Raw genomic sequence first — 17,342 nt, forward strand, 5'->3', positions numbered from 1 at the left:
GCCGGGCGGCCTTCAGGTCAGGACAGCGTCCACTTCTGGTTGGCGGCGCCCGTGCAGGTCCAGATCTGCAGGCGGGTGCCGTCGGCGCTGGAGTTGCCGGTGACGTCGGCGCACTTGTTCGCGGCGGGGTTGACCAGGTCGCGCCCGGCGGTGTGGGTCCACTGCTGGTTGGCGGCGCCCGTGCACGACCAGAGCTGCAACCGGCTGCCGTCGGCGGTGCCGTGGTCGACGACGTCCAGGCACTTGCCCAGGGCCCGCAGCGTGCCGTCGCCGGGGCGCGTCCACTGCTGGGCGGCGGTGCCGTTGCAGGTGTGGAGCTGTACGGCGGTGCCGTCGGCGCTGCTGCCGCCGGCCACGTCGACGCACTTGCCGGCCAGCCCCGTGATCGGGCCGCCCCCGCCGGAGCCCGGCGTGCCCGACCAGGTGAAGGTGGCCGTGGTGCGGGCGGGCAGCGAGTACACGAAGGACTGGTTGCCCCAGTCGACCCGGACGGACTGCGCCGAGGTCCCGCCGTTGTGGGCGATCAGCGCCTTGGAGCCGTCGGGGTTGCGGTAGGCCACGTTCTGGACGGTGCCGTTGGCGGTGGAGTCGATCCGGTACGCCCCCGGCTTGACGAACTTGGTCAGGTGGCCGGTCGTGTAGTACTCGATCGTGTAGTCGACCTGGCCGGCCCGCGAGCCGCCCTCCTGGACGGTGATCAGCCCGGTGCAGGTGCCGCAGCCGCCGTTGTGCGGGCCCATGTTCTGGTTGAGGGCCAGGCTCCACTTGACCAGGCTGCGGCTCCAGTTGCGGGCGTAGGTGACGATGTCGGCCATGTCCTCGTTGTGCTGGTTGGCGATCCAGGTGCCGCCCGAGTGCTCGGTGCTGAACTGCGGCACCGACGGGTACTGGTTGCGCACCTGCGTGCCGACGGCCGGGTCACCCCCGTAGCCGTGCCAGGCGATGCCGCCGAACAGCGGGTCGTTGCGCAACGCCGAGTCGGCCAGGATGGGGGCGCCGATCTGGCCGTAGTCGCCGTAGTTCCAGTCGTGCACGAGCACCTTCGTGTTGAGGCCCGCCGCCCGGAAGGCCGGGTAGACGAAGTTCTTGGTGAGCTCGATCAGGCCGGAGGCGTTCCAGGACATGCCCGGGTAGTTCATGGCGGTCGGGTTGCCGGCCTGGCAGCAGTTGGGCTCGTTCTGGACCGACACGTAGTCCACGGGGACGCCGGCCGCCTGGTAGCTCTGGACGTACTTGACCAGGTACTGGGCGTACATGCCGTAGTACTCCCACTTGAGCCAGCCCATCTGGTCCATCCGGCCGTTGTCCTTCATCCAGCCGGGCGCGCTCCACGGCACGCCCTTGACCCGCAGCGCCGGGTTGAGCTGCTTGGCCTGCGCGGTCAGGAGGCGGACGTTCGTGTCGTAGCCGTTGGCGCCGAAGTCGTTCAGGTCGCAGCAGGTGTCGTCGAGCGAGACCATGCCGGGACGGGACAGGTCGGAGGCGCCGATCGGGTTGCGTACGAAGGACAGGCCGATCCCGTCCGTGGGCGAGAACAGCCTGCGCATCACCGCGTCCCGCGTGGCGGCGCTGACGGGGCCGCCACGTAGCAGGTACGCGGTCGTGTCGGTGATCGACGCCCCGCCGCCCTCGAACGGCTGGTACGTCGTGCCCTCGTTGACGGTGATCGTGTGGCCGGCGGTGCCGCCCGCCGGGCCGAAGGCGATGGGGGCCTGCTGCTGGAGGCCCCGGGTGACGTTGCGGCCGCCGGAGTCGGAGGTGGTGGTCAGCCAGACGTTCACGGGCTCGTCGGCGGCGAGGGCCGGGGCCGGCGCGGCCAGGAATAAGGCGGCGGCGCAGGCGAGCGCGAGAAGGATTCTGGACACGGCTGGAGTCCTTTCAGGGCGGGGGGTGATGCCCTTGTAACAAATGAAACAAATGTGTAACGCTGCTTGCAATGAGCAGCAGAACACGAGTCAACATGGCAGTCAACCGATGTAACAAATGAAACAGTCAGCTCGGGACCGGACCTGTCGAGCCGCGCACGACCAGCTCGGTGCCCAGCGAGACGTGCAGCGCCTCCAGGGTGTGCCTGCTGAGCAGCCGCATCAGCAGCGTGACCGCCATCCGGCCCATCTCCTCCAGCGGCTGGCGCACCGTGGTGAGGGCGGGCGAGGCCGCCCTGCTCACGTCGATGTCGTCGAAGCCCGCCACCGACAGGTCGCCGGGCACGCTCAGCCCCCGCTCGGCCGCCGCCCGCAGCGCCCCGACCGCCATCTTGTCGTTGAACGCCACCAGCGCCGTCGGCCGCCGCGGCAGGTCCAGCAGCTCGCAGGCCGCCCGGTAGCCGTGCTCCATGCTCGGCTCGGGCACGCTGCGCAGCAGCTCGGGCGCCGGGAGCACCCCGGCGTCGGCCAGCGAGGCGGTGTAGCCGGCCAGCCTGGCCTCGCTGGGCAGCCAGCGCACCGGGCCGCCGATGATCCCCACCCGGCGGTGGCCCAGCTCCACCACGTGCGCCATCAGCTTGCGACCGCCCGCGAAGTGCGCGGCCGACACGGCCACGATGTCCTTGGGGGGCGGCGTCCTCGGGTCGATCACCACGAAGGGGAAGCCGCGGTCGCGCAGGCGTACGAGCTCGTCGCCGGGCTCCGGCGGCAGGATCAGGATCGCGCCCGCGACCCCCGGGCGGTCGGGCAGGCCGGGCAGCACCGCGCTCCCCTGGGCCGCCTCCCCGGCGCCGAGGATCATCTGCCGGCCGTGCAGCTCGATGGTCTCGCCCACCGAGGAGACGATGAGCCCGAAATAGTCGGTCAGCACGTACGGGCAGCGCACGTAGACGGCGCCCCCCGGGGCGTCGGGCGCCGCGCGGGGCCTGGGCGCCTGGTCGCCGAGCCGGCCGACGGCGCGCAACACCAGCTCGCGGGTGTGCGGGGCGACGTTGGACTGGCCGTTGAGCACGCGCGAGACGGTGGCGATGGACAGGCCGGTCTCGGCCGCGACGTCACGCACCGTCGCGCGCGCCCTGCCCTCCCTGGCCGCCATCGCACGCTCCCAGCTCGGCTGTGCCGCCAGGATATTCACCGGGCGAAGCCCATCTCCACCTCGACCAATCCTCACCGAATGTATTCGGTGCGTTACATTGAGTTCTCGTGCCGGAAAAGAATGAGCCCGAAGGCGGAAAGCGCACCAAGATCCTGCTATGGGCCGGTGGGATACTCACCGCGGTCATCACGGCGTGGGCGACCGACGCGCTCAGCCTGATCGTCCGGCCGGCCGACCTGCTCGGCCTCGGCAAGCCCGCGCTGCGTGCCACGGTGCTGCCCGCCACCGGCCGCAACCCGCACCTGGCCGTGCCCGCCCTGCCCGTGACGCCGCGGGACCGGGCGATCTTCCTGACCGGCCGCTTCGACGATCCCGCCTTCCTCGACCTGGCCGGGCGGCTGGGCGGCGCCTGGGTGGAGTGGATGCGCGTGCGCGTCGTGTTCGAGGCCGACCGCGCCCCCGTCCGCATCACGGACGTACGCGTGAAAGAGGTCACCGGCGACCGGCCGAACATCACCGGCGCCTTCGTCGAGTTCCCCAGCGAGACGGCGGAGCAGAACCCGCAGCTCACCGTGGACCTCGATGCTCCCCGCCGGTTCTTCACCAGCGCGGGCAGGCCCGGACAGCCCTACTTCGGGCGGCAGAGCCTGTCACTGAAACAGGGCGAGCAGACCGAGCTCGGCCTCGAGATCCGCGCCGGAGCCCGCAGTCACGCGTTCAACCTGGAGGTCGAATACGTGCCCGGCGGCGGCGACCGGGCGGAGCGCATCACGGTCACCGATCAGGCGGGACGGCCGTTCCGGGTCACCGGGGCCCCCGAGCGCCACACCGGTTACGGCACGGTCTACCTCAACACCGGCGTGGGGCTGCGGGCCGCCACCGGCCGGGCGGCCTGCGTGTTCTTCGAGCCGGACCGGGCATGCGACTCCGGGCGCTGATCGCCGGCGCGCTCGTCCTCGCCTGCGCCGCCGGGAGCCGGGCGGCCGAGCCGGAGCGGGCGGGGGTCACCGCCGCCTGGAGCGTCGACCTGGGGCCGCTGGGCGACGAGGGCATCGACCTCCACGTGCCCACGGCGACGATCCGCGGGCGCTCCCTGCTGGCCGTACGATCCGCCCGGCCGCGCTCCGTCCGCGTCCACGACGCCGGGACGGGGCGGCTGGTGAGCACCTTCCCGCTGGCCGAGCCTCCGCTCGGGGCCACGATGGACGTGCGTTTCGTCGGGGAGTCCCTCGCCGTGCGCGTCGACGAGGGGACCGGGCAGCGCATCAGCCTGCACGACCCGCTCGCCGGCGCCACGACGTGGTCCCGCGCGCTCCCGCACGCCAGGGCCTCGGCCCTGACGCCCACCGGCATCGCCTGGGCCGCGCACGACGGCCTGCGCGGGCTCGACCCGGCGACCGGCCGCGACACGTGGACCCTGCCGTGGCCGCCGGGCTGTGCCTCACCTGGCCTGAGCGGCGCCGGCCTCCCCGTCCTCACCGCGGACTGCCGGGGCAAGGGCGTGGTGCGCGGCGTGGACCCGCGCACCGGACGGGTGGCCTGGACCCGTGAGGTCCCCGGCGCGCCCGACCAGATCCTCAACACCGAGATCTCGTCCACCGGGCTGATCACCGCCTCGATCGACGGGCTCCTCACCGTCCTCGACTCCCGCGGCCGGCTCGTCGCGCGGGTGCCGGACACCTTCCCGCAGGTCGCCAGGACGACGGCGGTGCACGCCGGCGCGCTCACGCTGGTCGTCCACAGCGTGGGCGGCGCCCGGCTGATCACCGCGCTGCGCGACGGGCGGGTCGCCTGGCGGACGTCGCTGAGGCCGCGCACCGGAGCGGAGAGCCTCGAGGACCACCTGCCCGGCGCCGGCCATCTGACGGCTCGCCACGCGGTGGGAAATCTCTTCAGCGGGCTCGAACCCGGCCTGGTCGAGGTCATCTCCCTGGCCGACGGGACACGGGCCGTGCTGCGCCTGCCGGTCGCCCAGCGGGCCGCGTCCGTCGTCGGCTCCACCGCGCGCGACGTGCTCGTGTACGAGATCCGTCCCGGTGGTGGCCGCCTGACCGCCTACACCTTCCACGGGCGGACCGGGCTGCCGCCGTCGTTGCCCGTGCCGCCCGGGCGCTGGCCCGACGCGTGCGCGCTCCTCGGCCCGGCGGCGCCGCCCGGGTACCTCCCGGTCCCGGGCACCGGCGGGCATCTGGGGCTGCGCTGGCCGCGGCCGAGCACGTGCACGTTCGTCCCGCCGGACGACGCCGGGGCCCAGGTGCGGGTGGCCATCACGTGGGTCGCCGCGACGGAGGCCGACGTCCGGCTGCTGGCCGCCACGAAGGCCGCCGCGGACCCGGCGGTGCTGCGGCTCGGCGAAGGGGCCTACCTCGGCTCGGCACCCGACCGCGCCGGCCGGCGTACGTACGCGTGGGCGGCGGGCGGCCGGGTCCTGGCCGCCGTCCAGGCCGTCGGCGACCCGGCCCTGACCCGGCGCACGGCCCTGGCGGTGGCCGCCCGCCTCAGCAGCGCCGACGCGACGTACGGCCCTGGGGGTGCGGCGCACCTCCAGGGCCGCTGACACGCCCTGGGGTGCGGCGCACCGCCTGGGCCGCTGACACGCCGCATGCGCCATCACCCCTGGGGTGCGGCGCCGGAGCGAGCCCTCGGGGTCAGTCGGTGGAGGCGGGGCGGCGGCCGCGGGCCGCGGGCTTCTTGCGGCCCGCCACCAGCGTGTCGCCCGGCGCGGCCGACGGCTCCTCGTTGCGCTTGGGCTCCCCCGCCGGTACGCGGGGCCGCGGGTGCGGCGCCGTGTCGTCCGACTCCGTGACCGCGGTTCCGTCCTCCGGGGACGGGGCCGGGTCCGCGGCCGGGGTGCTCCCGGGCGGATCGGGCCGGTCCGGATCTCGGAACGAGGCGATGACCCGGTCGGCCTCCGTGTCGGCGGCGAACTCGTCGGCCGCCTCCGACTCCCTCCGCCGGATCACGACCATGTGGTCCACCGACACGCGCCCCGCGCCGACCACGGCGAGCAGGAGCGAGGCGGCTCCGAGGAGGATCAGCTCGTTCATGGTGATGGGATTGAGCGGAGGGGCCACCAGGAAGACCGCCAGTGCCTCGGCGAAGAGGATCAGCCCCGTGGCGGAGACCACGAGCCCGGCGATGAGCAGCGCGCCGCCGATCAGCTCGGCGAGCATGGTGACCGTGGCCCAGGCGCGGGGTGCGGGGGCACCCTGCTGGAGGAAGTTCGCCCCGGTGACTTTCAGACCGTCTTCCAGCTTGGTCCAGCCGTTGGCGAAAAAGATACCGCCCACACCAATGCGGGCGACTAAAGCGGCAAGATCACGAAGGACCTGTTTCACGGTACTTGACTGCCCTAATCGGGACATGGCACACCTCAATCACGGCTGAGCAGCACGGCCACCGCGACGGCGGTCAGGCTGAGCAGGACGACGCTCACGACCACGGTCGTGTGCAGGGCGTTGACGAAGGCCCACCGGGCGGCGTCGAGCAGCGCGCCGCCCGCGTTGCCGCCGATCTCGTGCGCGACGTGGGCGGCCGAGGCCAGCGACTGCCTGGCCTCGTCCATGCCGCCCTCGGACACCCCGGGCACGGCGGGCAGCCCCGGCGCGTAGACGATCGCGGTGATCGTGCCGAGCACGGCCACGCCCAGCCCGGCCCCCAGCTCGTACGCGGTCTCCTCGATGGCCGCGGCCCCGCCCGCCTGGGACTCGGAGGCCGACGCCATGATCGTGTCGGAGGCGGCCAGCAGCGCCACCTGCACCCCGAACCCGATGCCGATGAAGCACACCGCCAGCATCACGGGATGGCCCTCGACCCCCCAGGTCAGGGTGGGGGTAAGGGCCAGCGCGACGAGCCCGAGCCCGCCGCTCATGGTGGCCCGCATGCCGATCCTGGGCAGGATGTGGGCGGCGGCGAGCCCGCCGAAGATGGCGGAGACGACCAGGGGCAACATCCTGAGCGCCGCGCGCACGGGGCTGTCGCCGAGGACGAGCTGCAGGTATTGGGCGAGCATGAGCTGCAGGCCCACCAGCGCGAAGACGCCCAGCAGCACGCCGGCGACCCCGGTCGTGAACGCGCGCCGCCGGAACAGCCCGATCTCCAGGAACGGCTCGCGCAGGCGGGTCTGCCGCCGTACGAACGCCACGAGCAGCCCCAGCCCCGTCAGGAACACCACCGCCGCGGCCCAGAACGGCATCAGGCTGCCCGAGCCCGCCTCCTTGAGCCCGAACGCCAGCGCCAGGATGCCGAACACCGACAGCGCGGCGCTCACCGCGTCCCATGGCCGGCCCTTGCGCACGCGGGACTCGGGCAGCAGGCGTACGGCGGCGGGCAGCAGCACCAGCAGGATCGGCACGTTGATGAGGAAGACCGCGCCCCACCAGAAGCCGACGAGCACGCCGCCGATCAGCGGCCCGACCGCCGCTCCGGCCGCGGCGACGGCGCTCCAGACGCCCAGCGCGACGGCCCGCTCGCGCCTGTCGGTGAACACCTGGCGGATCAGCGACAGCGTGGCGGGCATGATCATCGCACCGCCCACGCCGAGCAGCGCCCTGGCCGTGATCAGCGTCAGCGGGGTCGGGGCGCACGCGGCGCCGGCCGAGGCCACGCCGAACAGGACGAAGCCCCACAGGACCAGCCGTTTACGGCCGTACCTGTCGCCGAGCGTGCCGAACACGATCAGCAGCGGCGCGACCACCAGCGAGTAGATGTCGATGATCCAGAGCAGCTGCACCGCGGAGGGTTCGAGGGCGGCCGTGAGCGCGGGGACCGCGATGTGCAGGACGGTGGCGTCGACCGTGATCAGCAGCAGGCTCAGGCAGAGCAGCACGAGAATGGCCCAGCGGCGGTCGTGGTGCTCCCGGTCGGCAGTCCGTACGAGGGGTGCGGCCTGTGTGACGGTCATGGGCCTCCTTGCAGGCCGATCCGTTTCCCAGGGCCCGCACGTGCTGTTCATCGACAGGCGGCGGAGCCATGGGGCGGCGCTCACTCCTCCCGAGCTCAGCCGCCTGGCTCCGGCGCTCCGGCTTGCGTGGCAGCTTAGGCCATGCCACGGACTTGTCATAGCGGTATCGGCTGATCCGGGGTCACCCCCTACCTCTCTAGAGAGATACAGCCATATGTCGGTATCTATCCAACATTGCCCCGCCAACCGATCATGGGACTCGTGGGGACCGACGCAAGTGGCACAAAAGGCAACTTTTCCGACTGGTCCTCACGCGAATGGTGTGACGAGGCCCTGACCAGGCTGAACGCCGGCCGCCCCGAGTCCGCGCTGGACGCCGCCCGCCGCGCCGCCGACCTGGAGCCGGCCGCCGAGTGGCCGCAGCGGCTGATCAGTCTCGCCCACGAGAGGCTGGGCCGCGACGCCGACGCCGTCCCCGCCGCGGAGCGGGCCGTGGACCTGGGCCGCGGCTCCTGGCCGGCCCGGCTGCGCCTGGCGGCGGTGCTGCGCCGCGTGCCCGGCCGGTGGGCGGAGGCGGTCGAGCACGCGACGCTGGCCCGGAAGTTCGCGCCGGAGGAGCCGGGACCCGAGGTCATGCTGGGCGACCTGGCCCTGCTGCGCGGCGAGCACGCCCGTGCCGAGCGGTCGTACCGGACCGCCCTCGCCCTGGACCCCGGCGATCCGCAGGCCCGGGTCAACCTCGGCCTGGCCTTGCTGCGCTGGGACCGGCCCCGGCCGCACCACGACCCGGCCTGGCCGGTCGACCCGCGCGACACGGGCCGGGCCAGGCGCGCGCTGGAGGTGTGGTCCCGGCAGGTGCGCCTCGTGGTCGCCCTGGCCACGGTCGCGGTCGCCGCGTGCGCGCTCTTCCTCGACTGGGGCGTCCAGGCGCAGATCGGCGGCTTCGCCATGCTCGTGCTGCTGGCGCCGCTCACGGTCAGGCAGGCGCGGCGGGTCGGGGTCTGGCCGTACGCGCGGGCGATGCTCTGCAGGGACCCCTGGCTCGGGGTGTCGGTCGCCTCGGCTGCGCTGGCGGTGGCCGCGTACGCCGCCTGGCTGCTCCTGGGGGCGGTGCCGGCGCTGCCGTCCTCGCTGGATCCGGTCTGGGCCGGGCTGGCGGGCATCGTGGTGCTGGGCTGGCCGGCGCTGGCGGCCGTGCGCGCGCTGGCGGAGACGTGGCGGGGGCGCCCGCTGCTGGCGCTGGCCGAGACGGTGCGCGCGACCGAGCGGACCGCCAGGCGGAACGCCGGGGTGACGCTCTGGATCGTGCTCGGCAGGACCTGGTCGGTGCTGGTGGCGCTGGCGGGCGTGGCACTGGTGCTGGAGCCGAGGGCGGCGGTGGCGGCGCTCGCGGTGCCGTACCCGATGGTGCGCGGCTACCTGCGCGCCCGGCGGGGCGGCGACCGGTGGCTGGCCACCGCGACCGGGCTCGTCCTGCTGTCCGCCGCCGCCTGCGCGGCGGGCGGGCTGCTGGGCTCGGCGTGGGCGTGGCGGATCGGGCTGGGCGCGCTCGGGGCGGCGGCGGTCGTGTTCGCGGCGCGCGCCGTGCGCGCGTGGTGGCGGGGCGGTCCGGGGCCGTGGCGGGCCTCCCTGCTCATGTGCGACCTGCCCATGGGGGCCGAGCCGTCGGTGGCGCTGGACTCGGAGGTACGCCAGACCTTCTCGTACGCCCGCAGCATCGTCCTGTCCTACGGCGACGCCCTCGGCCCCCGGGTCGCCGGGGCGGTGGCCTCCGTGACCTCCTCGGGCGAGCTGCGTCTGATCGCCGAGACGGAGGCGTGGGAGGCCATCGAGGAGGACCCCAGGGTGGCGGTGTTCGCGACCGACCCGCTGCAGCGGCGGTTCTGGGTCGAGGTGCGCGGGATCGCCCTGGCCGACTCGGACGTCCTGCGCGTCACGCCCAAGCAGGTGCTGGTGGGAGAGTTCCCGGGACGTCACCAGCGCCGCTGAGTAGAATCTTGTTCTATGCGAACCCTGCGCACGCCCGAAGAGCGCTTCGCGAACCTGCCCGACTTCCCCTACGAGCCTCACTACGCCGAAGTCGCCGACGGCCTGCGCATGGCCTACGTCGAGACGGGCCCCGCCGACGGGCAGCCGGTCGTGCTGCTGCACGGCGAGCCGAGCTGGTCGTTCCTCTACCGGCACGTGCTGCCGGAGCTGGCCGCGGCCGGGCTGCGCGCGATCGCGGTGGACCTCGTCGGCTTCGGCCGCTCCGACAAACCCGCCGACCTGGCCGACCACACCTATGCCAGGCACGTCGAGTGGACCCGCGCCCTGCTGCTCGACGCCCTCGGCCTCGGCGGCATGACGATCGTGGGCCAGGACTGGGGCGGCCTGATCGGGCTGCGGATCGCCGCCGAGCACCCCGAGAGCGTCGCCAGGATCGTGGCCGCCAACACGGGCTTGCCGACGGGTGACATTCCCATGCCTGACGTGTGGCACCGCTTCAGGGACGCGGTGCTCAAGGCACCGGTGCTGGACATCGCCCGGCTGGTCCAGGCGGGCTGCCGGAGCGAGCTGCCGGAGGAGGTACGGGCGGCCTACGACGCGCCGTTCCCCGACGAGTCGTACAAGGCGGGACCGCGTGCCATGCCCGGCCTCGTGCCGATCACGCCGGCCGATCCCGCCGCGCCCGCCAACCGCGCTGCCTGGCAGATCCTCACCACGCTGGACCGGCCGTTCCTGGTGGCGTTCTCCGACAGCGATCCGATCACGGGGGGCATGGCGCCCATTCTGCTCAAAACGATGCGCGGCGCGGCCGGCCTGCAACATCCCGTGATCAAGGGCGCCGGGCACTTCCTCCAAGAGGACGCGGGGGCGGAACTCGGGCGTCAGATAGCCCTTTTCGTGACCTCCACCTAGCGTGTCAGGTCCGCCCAATAGTCGGTCCGGTGCGGTATAACCGGGGGCGGACCGGGGAGGCGTGATGCGTGAGTCCGACAGCGCCGCTGACAGGGGCCAGGCCTTGGGGCGGGCCGCGGCGCGGGATCTGTTCGAGAAGGTTCGGCTGCGTTATTTCCAGATTCCCCCGGCCGTGCGCCGGGTGCTCTACGTGGTCGCCCTGGTGGCCGCCATGGGGGTGGGCGCGGCGCTCGGGTGGGACCTGCTCAAGACCTTCCCCCTGGTGCTCCTGCTGCTCGCGTTCGTCGCGCTGACCATGCGCTTCCCGCGCGCCGCCGCCACCGCGCTGGTGGTCGCGGGCTGGATCGTCCTGGCTCTGGTGGCGTTCTCCGGGCTGTTCCCCCCGGGCGCCGCGACCGTGCACGCGATGGTCGCGCTGGCCCTGCCGGTCGCCGCCGCGGCCCACCTGATCCGCTGGGTGACCCCGTGGATGAGCACGCTGATGGCGCTCGTCCCCGCCGGCCTGCTCGCCGCCGCGCTCTCGCCCGTCTCCGACGGCACCGCGGTCTGGGTCGCCTACGCCGCCGCCGCGGCCGTCCTCGTCCACCGGTTCGTGCTCGCCCGCAAGGCCAAGGCGGAGAGCGTGGCCGCCCAGGAGCAGCAGGTCCGCGTCAGGGCCCGCGAGGGCAGGCCCGAGGCGCCGCACGACAAGACCGGCGCGCCGCCGCAGATCTCCGTCGAGGAGGCGCTCGGCGAGCTGGAGAGCATGATCGGGCTGGCGCCGGTCAAGGAGCAGGTGCGCTCGATCGCCGCCTCCATCGAGGCCTCCAGGCTGCGCGCCGAGGCCGGTTACACCACCGGGCGGCCCACCAGGCACTTCGTCTTCGTCGGCCCGCCCGGCACCGGCAAGACCAGCGTCGCCCGCGCGCTGGCCAAGATCTTCTACGCGTTCGGCCTGCTGGAGACCCCCTACGTGGTCGAGGCGCAGCGGGCCGACCTGGTGGGCGAGTTCCTGGGCGCGACCGCGATCAAGACCAACGAGCTGGTGGACCGGGCGCTGGGCGGCGTGCTGTTCATCGACGAGGCGTACGGGCTGGTCAACTCCTCCGACGGGCAGCCCGACAGGTTCGGCGCCGAGGCCGTGCAGACCCTGCTCAAGCGGGCCGAGGACGACCGCGACCGGGTGATCATCATCCTGGCCGGCTACGAGCAGGAGATGGGCTCGTTCCTGTCCAGCAATCCGGGCCTGGCCAGCAGGTTCGCCACCCGGGTGCGCTTCCCCGGCTACTCCCCCGCCGAGCTGGTCGAGGTCACCGAGCTGCTGCAGCGGCGCAGGGGCGACACGATGGGCTCCGAGACCCGCCGGGTGCTGCTCGGCCTGTACGACGACGTGCACCGGCGCGGGCTGATCGACGAGCTGGGCAACGCCAGGTTCGCCCGCAGCCTGGTCGAGGCCGCCGCGCAGGCCCGCGACGTACGCGTGGTGGGCGCCGGCGGCACCCCGACCACCCAGGACCTGGTGACCACCACCACGCCCGACGTGACCAAGGCGTTCCAGGAGCTGACCGCCCGCTTCCGCGGCTACGTCGCCACCCCCACGCTGGAGGAGGCGCTGGCCGACCTCGACAGGATGGCCGGGCTGGCCCCGGTCAAGCGGCAGGTGCACGCGATCGCGGCCCAGCTCCAGGTGGCCAGGATGCGGCAGGAGCGCGGGCTGCCCACGCCGCAGCAGATGCGGCACTTCGTGTTCGCCGGCCCGCCCGGCACCGGCAAGACCACGGTCGCCCGGGTCCTGAGCCGCATCTTCGCCGCGCTCGGCCTGCTGGCCCGGCCCGACGTGGTCGAGGCGCACCGGGCCGACCTGGTGGGCCAGCACCTCGGCGCGACCGCGATCAAGACCAACGAGCTGGTCGACCGGGCGCTGGGCGGCGTGCTGTTCATCGACGAGGCCTACAGCCTGGTCAACCCCGGCTACCAGGGCGGCGACGCGTTCGGGGCCGAGGCCGTGCAGACCCTGCTCAAGCGGGCCGAGGACGACCGCGACCGGCTCGTCATCGTGCTGGCCGGCTACGAGCGCGAGATGGACGCCTTCCTGGCCACCAACCCGGGCCTGGCCAGCCGGTTCAACCAGCGGGTGGCCTTCCCCAGCTACTCGCCGGCCGAGCTGTCGCAGATCGCGGTGCTGCTGGCGGAGAAGTCGGGCGACTCGTTCGACGAAGAGGCGCTGAGCCGTCTCGACGAGGTGTTCGCCTGGGTGTGCGAGGAGCGGCTGATCGACGGGCTCGGCAACGGCCGCTTCGCCAGGTCCCTGTTCGAGCGGGCGGCCATGCGGCGCGACGTGCGGCTGGCCGCCCACGCCGCGCGCGGCGGATCGGCCAGCTCGGCCGACCTGACCACGATCACGAGCGAGGACGTCCGCACGGCCGTGGACGAGCTCGCCGGGCGCTGAAACGGCCGCCGCGCCCCCTCCCGGAACCCCACAAGGTAGGGGTCCCAGTCCATGGCATGTTGCCTCATAGTGTCCGCGTGATGTCGTAGAGTGAGCGGGTCGGTGATGGCCAAGCCCGGCACCGCTACGTGCGGGTGCGCGTCGGAGGGGGAGCGATGGCGGGGTTCCTGGCCCGCAGGCTGCTCAACTACGCCGTGCTCGTCGCCGTGGCGGCCAGCCTCGCCTACCTGCTGGCGGCCACCGCCCTGGATCCCCGCTCCAACTACGCCGACCGCACCCCCAAGCCCCCGCCGGCCGTGGTCGACGCCCAGCTCAGCGCGCTCAACCTCAACGACAAGACGCCGCTGCTGCAGCGCTACGCCACCTGGGCGGGCGGCCTGCTGCACGGCGACTTCGGCAGGACCGTCGCGGGCGCGCCGGTCAACGAGGACATCAAGCGCCGCATGGGCGTCACCTTCCGGCTGGTCGTGCTGGGGCTGCTCTTCGGCAGCCTGCTCGGGGTGCTCACCGGCGCGCTGGCGGCGGTCCGGCAATACGGGTGGTTCGACCGGCTCTCGACCGGCCTGTCGTTCGTGGTGCTCGCGGTCCCGGTGGTGGTGCTGGCCAACATGCTCATCCTGCTGGCCTCGTGGGCCAACGAGCACCTGTTCGGCCGCCAGGTGTTCCTGGTCAGCGGCGAATACAGCGACGGCCTGACGACCGGGTTCTGGGGGCACGTGGTCGACCGGCTGCAACACCTGGTCCTGCCGACGATCTCGCTGTCCATGGGGCTGATCGCGGTCTTCAGCCGCTACCAGCGCAACATGATGCTCGACGTGCTGGGGGCCGACTTCGTCCGTACGGCCAGGGCCAAGGGGCTCAGCAGGCGCAAGGCGCTGACCCGCCACGCGTTGCGCACGGCGATGATCCCGGTGGTGACCTATTTCGCGTTCACGTTCGGGGTGCTGCTGACCGGGGCCACGTTCACGGAGAAGATCTTCGGCTGGCACGGGCTGGGCGAGCAGCTGATCAACTCGATCTTCGGCAACGACGTCAACACCGTCGCTGCCATCTCCTTCCTGGCCGCCATCGCCGTGTTGTGCGCCTCGCTGGCCGCCGATCTGCTGCACGCCGCGCTCGACCCGAGGGTGCGGGCCCGATGACGCTGTCCGACGAGGAGCGGGCGGAAGAGCTCACCGACGGCGTTCTGACCAGGGCGCCGTCGAGGGCGCGGGTGGTCACCGGGCGGTTCTTCCGCTCCGCGCAGGGCCGGATCGGTTTCGCGGTGCTCGCGCTGATGTTCCTGCTGGCCTTCGTGGGGCCGCTGTTCAGCCCGTGGACCTACACCGACAAAGACTTCACCGCGTTCATGCAGCCGCCCTCGCCGCGCCACTGGTTCGGAACGCTCCAAACAGGCTCCGACGTCTTCGCGGTGACGCTGCGCGGCATGCAGAAGTCGCTGGTCGTGGGGTTGCTTGCGGCGCTGGTGTCCACGGCGCTGGCGGCCGTGGTGGGGGCGTTCGCCGGCTATTTCCCGGGGTGGACCGACCGGGCGCTGAGCTGGGTGACCGACCTGCTGCTCGTGCTGCCGGCGTTCCTGATCCTGGCGATCCTGTCGCCGCTGTTCGGGTCGGGGCAGTGGTGGCTGTTCGTGATCATGCTGGCATTGTTCCTGTGGATGGTGACCTCGAAGATCGTGCGCGGGATGGCGATCTCGGTGAAGGAGCGGGAGTTCGTGCAGGCCGCCCGCTACATGGGCGTGCCGCCGGTGCGCATCATCTTCCGCCACGTGATCCCCAACCTGTCGTCGCTGCTGATCGTGGACGCCACCCTCAACGTCAGCAGCGCCATCCTCACCGAGACCTCGCTGTCCTACTTCGGGTTCGGCATCCAGCCGCCCGACGTGTCGTTCGGGACGCTCATCGCCGACGGCTCCAAGACCGCGGTCTACGCGCCGTGGACGTTCTGGTTCGTGGCGGGGCTGCTGGTGATCACCGTGCTGGCGGTCAACCTCGTCGGCGACGCGCTGCGCGACGCGTTCGACCCGTCCTCGGCGAGGGGGGCGCGATGACCCCGGTCCTCGAGGTCAACGACCTCAACGTGTCGTTCGGCGACGTGCGCGCCGTGCGGGGGGTGAGCTATTCCGTACGTCCGGGCGAGGTGCTCGGCATCGTGGGCGAATCGGGCTCGGGCAAGTCGGTCACCTCGGCCGCCGTCATGGGGCTGCTGCCGCCGGGGGCGCGCGTCACCGGCTCCGTGCGCCTGCACGGCCAGGAGCTGATCGGAGCGCCGGAGCGCAGGCTCAACGCCGTCCGCGGCAAGTCCATGTCGATGGTCTTCCAGGATCCGCTGTCCGCGCTCACCCCGGTCTACCGGGTGGGCGACCAGATCGCCGAGGCCGTGCGCGTGCACCAGCGGGTCAGCAAGGAGACGGCCCTGGTCAAGGCGATCGAGCTGCTGGAGCTCGTCGGCATCCCGCACCCGGCCGAGCGGGCGCTGGCCTTCCCGCACGAGTTCTCCGGCGGCATGCGGCAGCGCGTGGTGATCGCGATGGCCATCGCCAACGACCCCGACGTGATCATCTGCGACGAGCCGACCACGGCGCTCGACGTCACCATCCAGGCACAGGTGCTGGAGGTGCTGAAGCGGGCGCAGGCCAAGACCGGCGCGGCGATCATCATGATCACGCACGATCTCGGGGTGGTGGCCGGGTTCGCCGACCGGGTGCTGGTCATGTACGCCGGGCGGCCCGTCGAGGTGGGCGGCGTGGACGACATCTACTACCGGATGCGGATGCCGTACACCGTGGGCCTGCTCGGCTCGATCCCGCGCGTGGACCGCGACGGGCGGCAGCCGCTGGTGCCCATCGAGGGCAACCCGCCGTCGCCCTCGGCCCTGCCGCCCGGGTGCCCGTTCGCGCCGCGCTGCCCGATGCGGATCGACGCGTGTGACGAGCGGGAGCCGCCGCTGTTCAAGGTGGGCGAGGAGCACCGGGCGGCGTGCATCCGCTGGGAGGAAGTGGGGCCGCGTGGCCCCGGCCGGCACGCGGCGCCGGGCGACGGCACCGCGCTGCGGGTGCGCGGCGAGCGGGCCGTGCTGGAGGTGCACAACCTGGTCAAGGACTACCCGCTGCTCAAGGGGGCGGTGTTCAAGCGGCGGGTCGGCACGGTGCACGCGGTGGCCGGGGTCAGCTTCGACCTCCGGCAGGGTGAGACGCTGGGGCTGGTCGGCGAGTCGGGCAGCGGCAAGACGACCACGCTGACGCAGATCCTGGAGCTGACCCCGCCCCAGGAGGGCGGCGTCGTCGTGCTCGGTCACGACACCGCCCGGATGAGCCGCGCGGAGCGCACCGAGGTCAGACGCGACATGCAGGTCGTCTTCCAGGACCCGCTGGCCTCGCTCGACCCGCGCATGACCGTCTACGACATCCTGGCCGAGCCGCTGCGCACGCACGGCCGGCGCGACCCCGGGCGGCGCATCGGCGAGCTGCTCGCCCTGGTGGGGCTGGATCCCGCGCACGCCGCCCGCTACCCGCAGGACTTCTCGGGCGGGCAGCGGCAGCGCATCGGCATCGCCAGGGCGCTCGCGCTGGAGCCCCGGCTGCTGGTGCTGGACGAGCCGGTCTCCGCGCTGGACGTGTCGATCCAGGCGGGGGTGATCAACCTGCTCGACTCGCTGCGGGCCAGGCTCGGCCTGTCCTACCTGTTCGTGGCGCACGACCTGGCCGTGGTGCGGCACATCGCCGACCGGGTGGCGGTGATGTACCTGGGCAGGATCGCCGAGATCGGCCAGGTGGACGCCGTCTACGACGCCCCGGCCCATCCGTACACGCAGGCTCTGCTGTCGGCGATCCCGCTGCCCGATCCCGTACGCGAGCGCTCCCGCGCGCGGATCCTGCTCGAAGGCGACCTACCCAGCCCGGCCAACCCTCCGACGGGCTGCAGATTCCGCACCAGGTGCCCCAAGTTCCGCGCCGAGCTCACCGACGAGCAACGCAGGCTCTGCGTCGACGTCGAGCCCGAGGTGCGGCTGCTGGGCGACGACCAGGGGGCGGCCTGCCATTACGCAGAGAGGCGCGAAGTCGTATAGACCTCGCTCGATCCAGGAGGA

The 17,342-nt window shown here is 72.9% G+C and carries 12 protein-coding genes; 8 read left to right on the top strand and 4 right to left on the bottom strand.

The genetic code is table 11. The annotated features are described in order from the left end of the window. Positions 1–17 precede the first annotated feature (17 nt). Together AB0J69_RS05240 and AB0J69_RS05245 are read right to left on the bottom strand one after the other, a co-directional pair. Positions 18–1,865 (bottom strand): ricin-type beta-trefoil lectin domain protein, encoded by a 1,848-nt coding sequence (locus AB0J69_RS05240; protein WP_364113059.1) that lies wholly within the window; start codon positions 1,863–1,865, stop codon positions 18–20. A gap of 127 nt (positions 1,866–1,992) precedes the next feature. Beyond that, complete coding sequence (locus tag AB0J69_RS05245; protein WP_364113061.1) at positions 1,993–3,060, bottom strand: LacI family DNA-binding transcriptional regulator; 1,068 nt, start codon at positions 3,058–3,060, stop codon at positions 1,993–1,995. A gap of 68 nt (positions 3,061–3,128) precedes the next feature. Between AB0J69_RS05245 and AB0J69_RS05250 the strand changes: the two genes are divergently transcribed. Then, a complete protein-coding gene (locus AB0J69_RS05250; protein WP_364113063.1) occupies positions 3,129–3,959 on the top strand; it encodes a hypothetical protein in 831 nt (276 codons plus the stop codon). Further along, positions 3,941–5,578 carry a PQQ-binding-like beta-propeller repeat protein gene (locus AB0J69_RS05255; RefSeq protein ID WP_364113065.1) on the top strand — a complete coding sequence of 546 codons (1,638 nt, stop codon included), beginning with the start codon at positions 3,941–3,943 and terminating at the stop codon, positions 5,576–5,578. Before AB0J69_RS05250 ends, AB0J69_RS05255 begins: the two co-directional genes overlap by 19 nt. 91 nt (positions 5,579–5,669) lie before the next feature. Here the strand turns inward: AB0J69_RS05255 and AB0J69_RS05260 are convergent, their stop codons facing one another. Both AB0J69_RS05260 and AB0J69_RS05265 read right to left on the bottom strand, forming a co-directional pair. Then, entirely contained in the window at positions 5,670–6,386 is a 717-nt protein-coding gene (locus AB0J69_RS05260) for a DoxX family protein (protein WP_364113067.1), read from the bottom strand. A gap of 8 nt (positions 6,387–6,394) precedes the next feature. Then, positions 6,395–7,924, bottom strand: coding sequence for an MFS transporter (locus tag AB0J69_RS05265; RefSeq protein WP_364113069.1), 1,530 nt, complete (start codon positions 7,922–7,924; stop codon positions 6,395–6,397). Positions 7,925–8,185: 261 nt separating this feature from the next. On the opposite strand from AB0J69_RS05265, the gene AB0J69_RS05270 reads away from it, so the two are divergent. The 6 genes from AB0J69_RS05270 (at position 8,186) to AB0J69_RS05295 (ending at position 17,321) form a co-directional block, all read left to right on the top strand. Continuing rightward, complete coding sequence (locus AB0J69_RS05270; RefSeq protein ID WP_364113071.1) at positions 8,186–9,913, top strand: hypothetical protein; 1,728 nt, start codon at positions 8,186–8,188, stop codon at positions 9,911–9,913. Between the two features lie 15 nt (positions 9,914–9,928). After that, on the top strand, positions 9,929–10,825 hold the full coding sequence (locus AB0J69_RS05275) for a haloalkane dehalogenase (protein WP_364113073.1): 897 nt from the start codon (positions 9,929–9,931) through the stop codon (positions 10,823–10,825). A 64-nt stretch (positions 10,826–10,889) separates the two neighbouring features. After that, positions 10,890–13,253 carry an AAA family ATPase gene (locus tag AB0J69_RS05280; protein ID WP_364113075.1) on the top strand — a complete coding sequence of 788 codons (2,364 nt, stop codon included), beginning with the start codon at positions 10,890–10,892 and terminating at the stop codon, positions 13,251–13,253. Between the two features lie 155 nt (positions 13,254–13,408). After that, on the top strand, positions 13,409–14,395 hold the full coding sequence (locus tag AB0J69_RS05285) for an ABC transporter permease (RefSeq protein ID WP_364113077.1): 987 nt from the start codon (positions 13,409–13,411) through the stop codon (positions 14,393–14,395). After that, complete coding sequence (locus AB0J69_RS05290) at positions 14,392–15,303, top strand: ABC transporter permease (RefSeq protein WP_364113079.1); 912 nt, start codon at positions 14,392–14,394, stop codon at positions 15,301–15,303. The genes AB0J69_RS05285 and AB0J69_RS05290 overlap by 4 nt, the downstream gene beginning before the upstream one ends. Further along, on the top strand, positions 15,300–17,321 hold the full coding sequence (locus tag AB0J69_RS05295; protein WP_364113081.1) for an ABC transporter ATP-binding protein: 2,022 nt from the start codon (positions 15,300–15,302) through the stop codon (positions 17,319–17,321). Before AB0J69_RS05290 ends, AB0J69_RS05295 begins: the two co-directional genes overlap by 4 nt. The last annotated feature ends 21 nt before the right edge of the window (positions 17,322–17,342 follow it).

Origin of the sequence: Nonomuraea sp. NPDC049709 (assembly GCF_040674815.1) — a bacterium.
Classification (GTDB): Bacteria; Actinomycetota; Actinomycetes; order Streptosporangiales; family Streptosporangiaceae; genus Nonomuraea.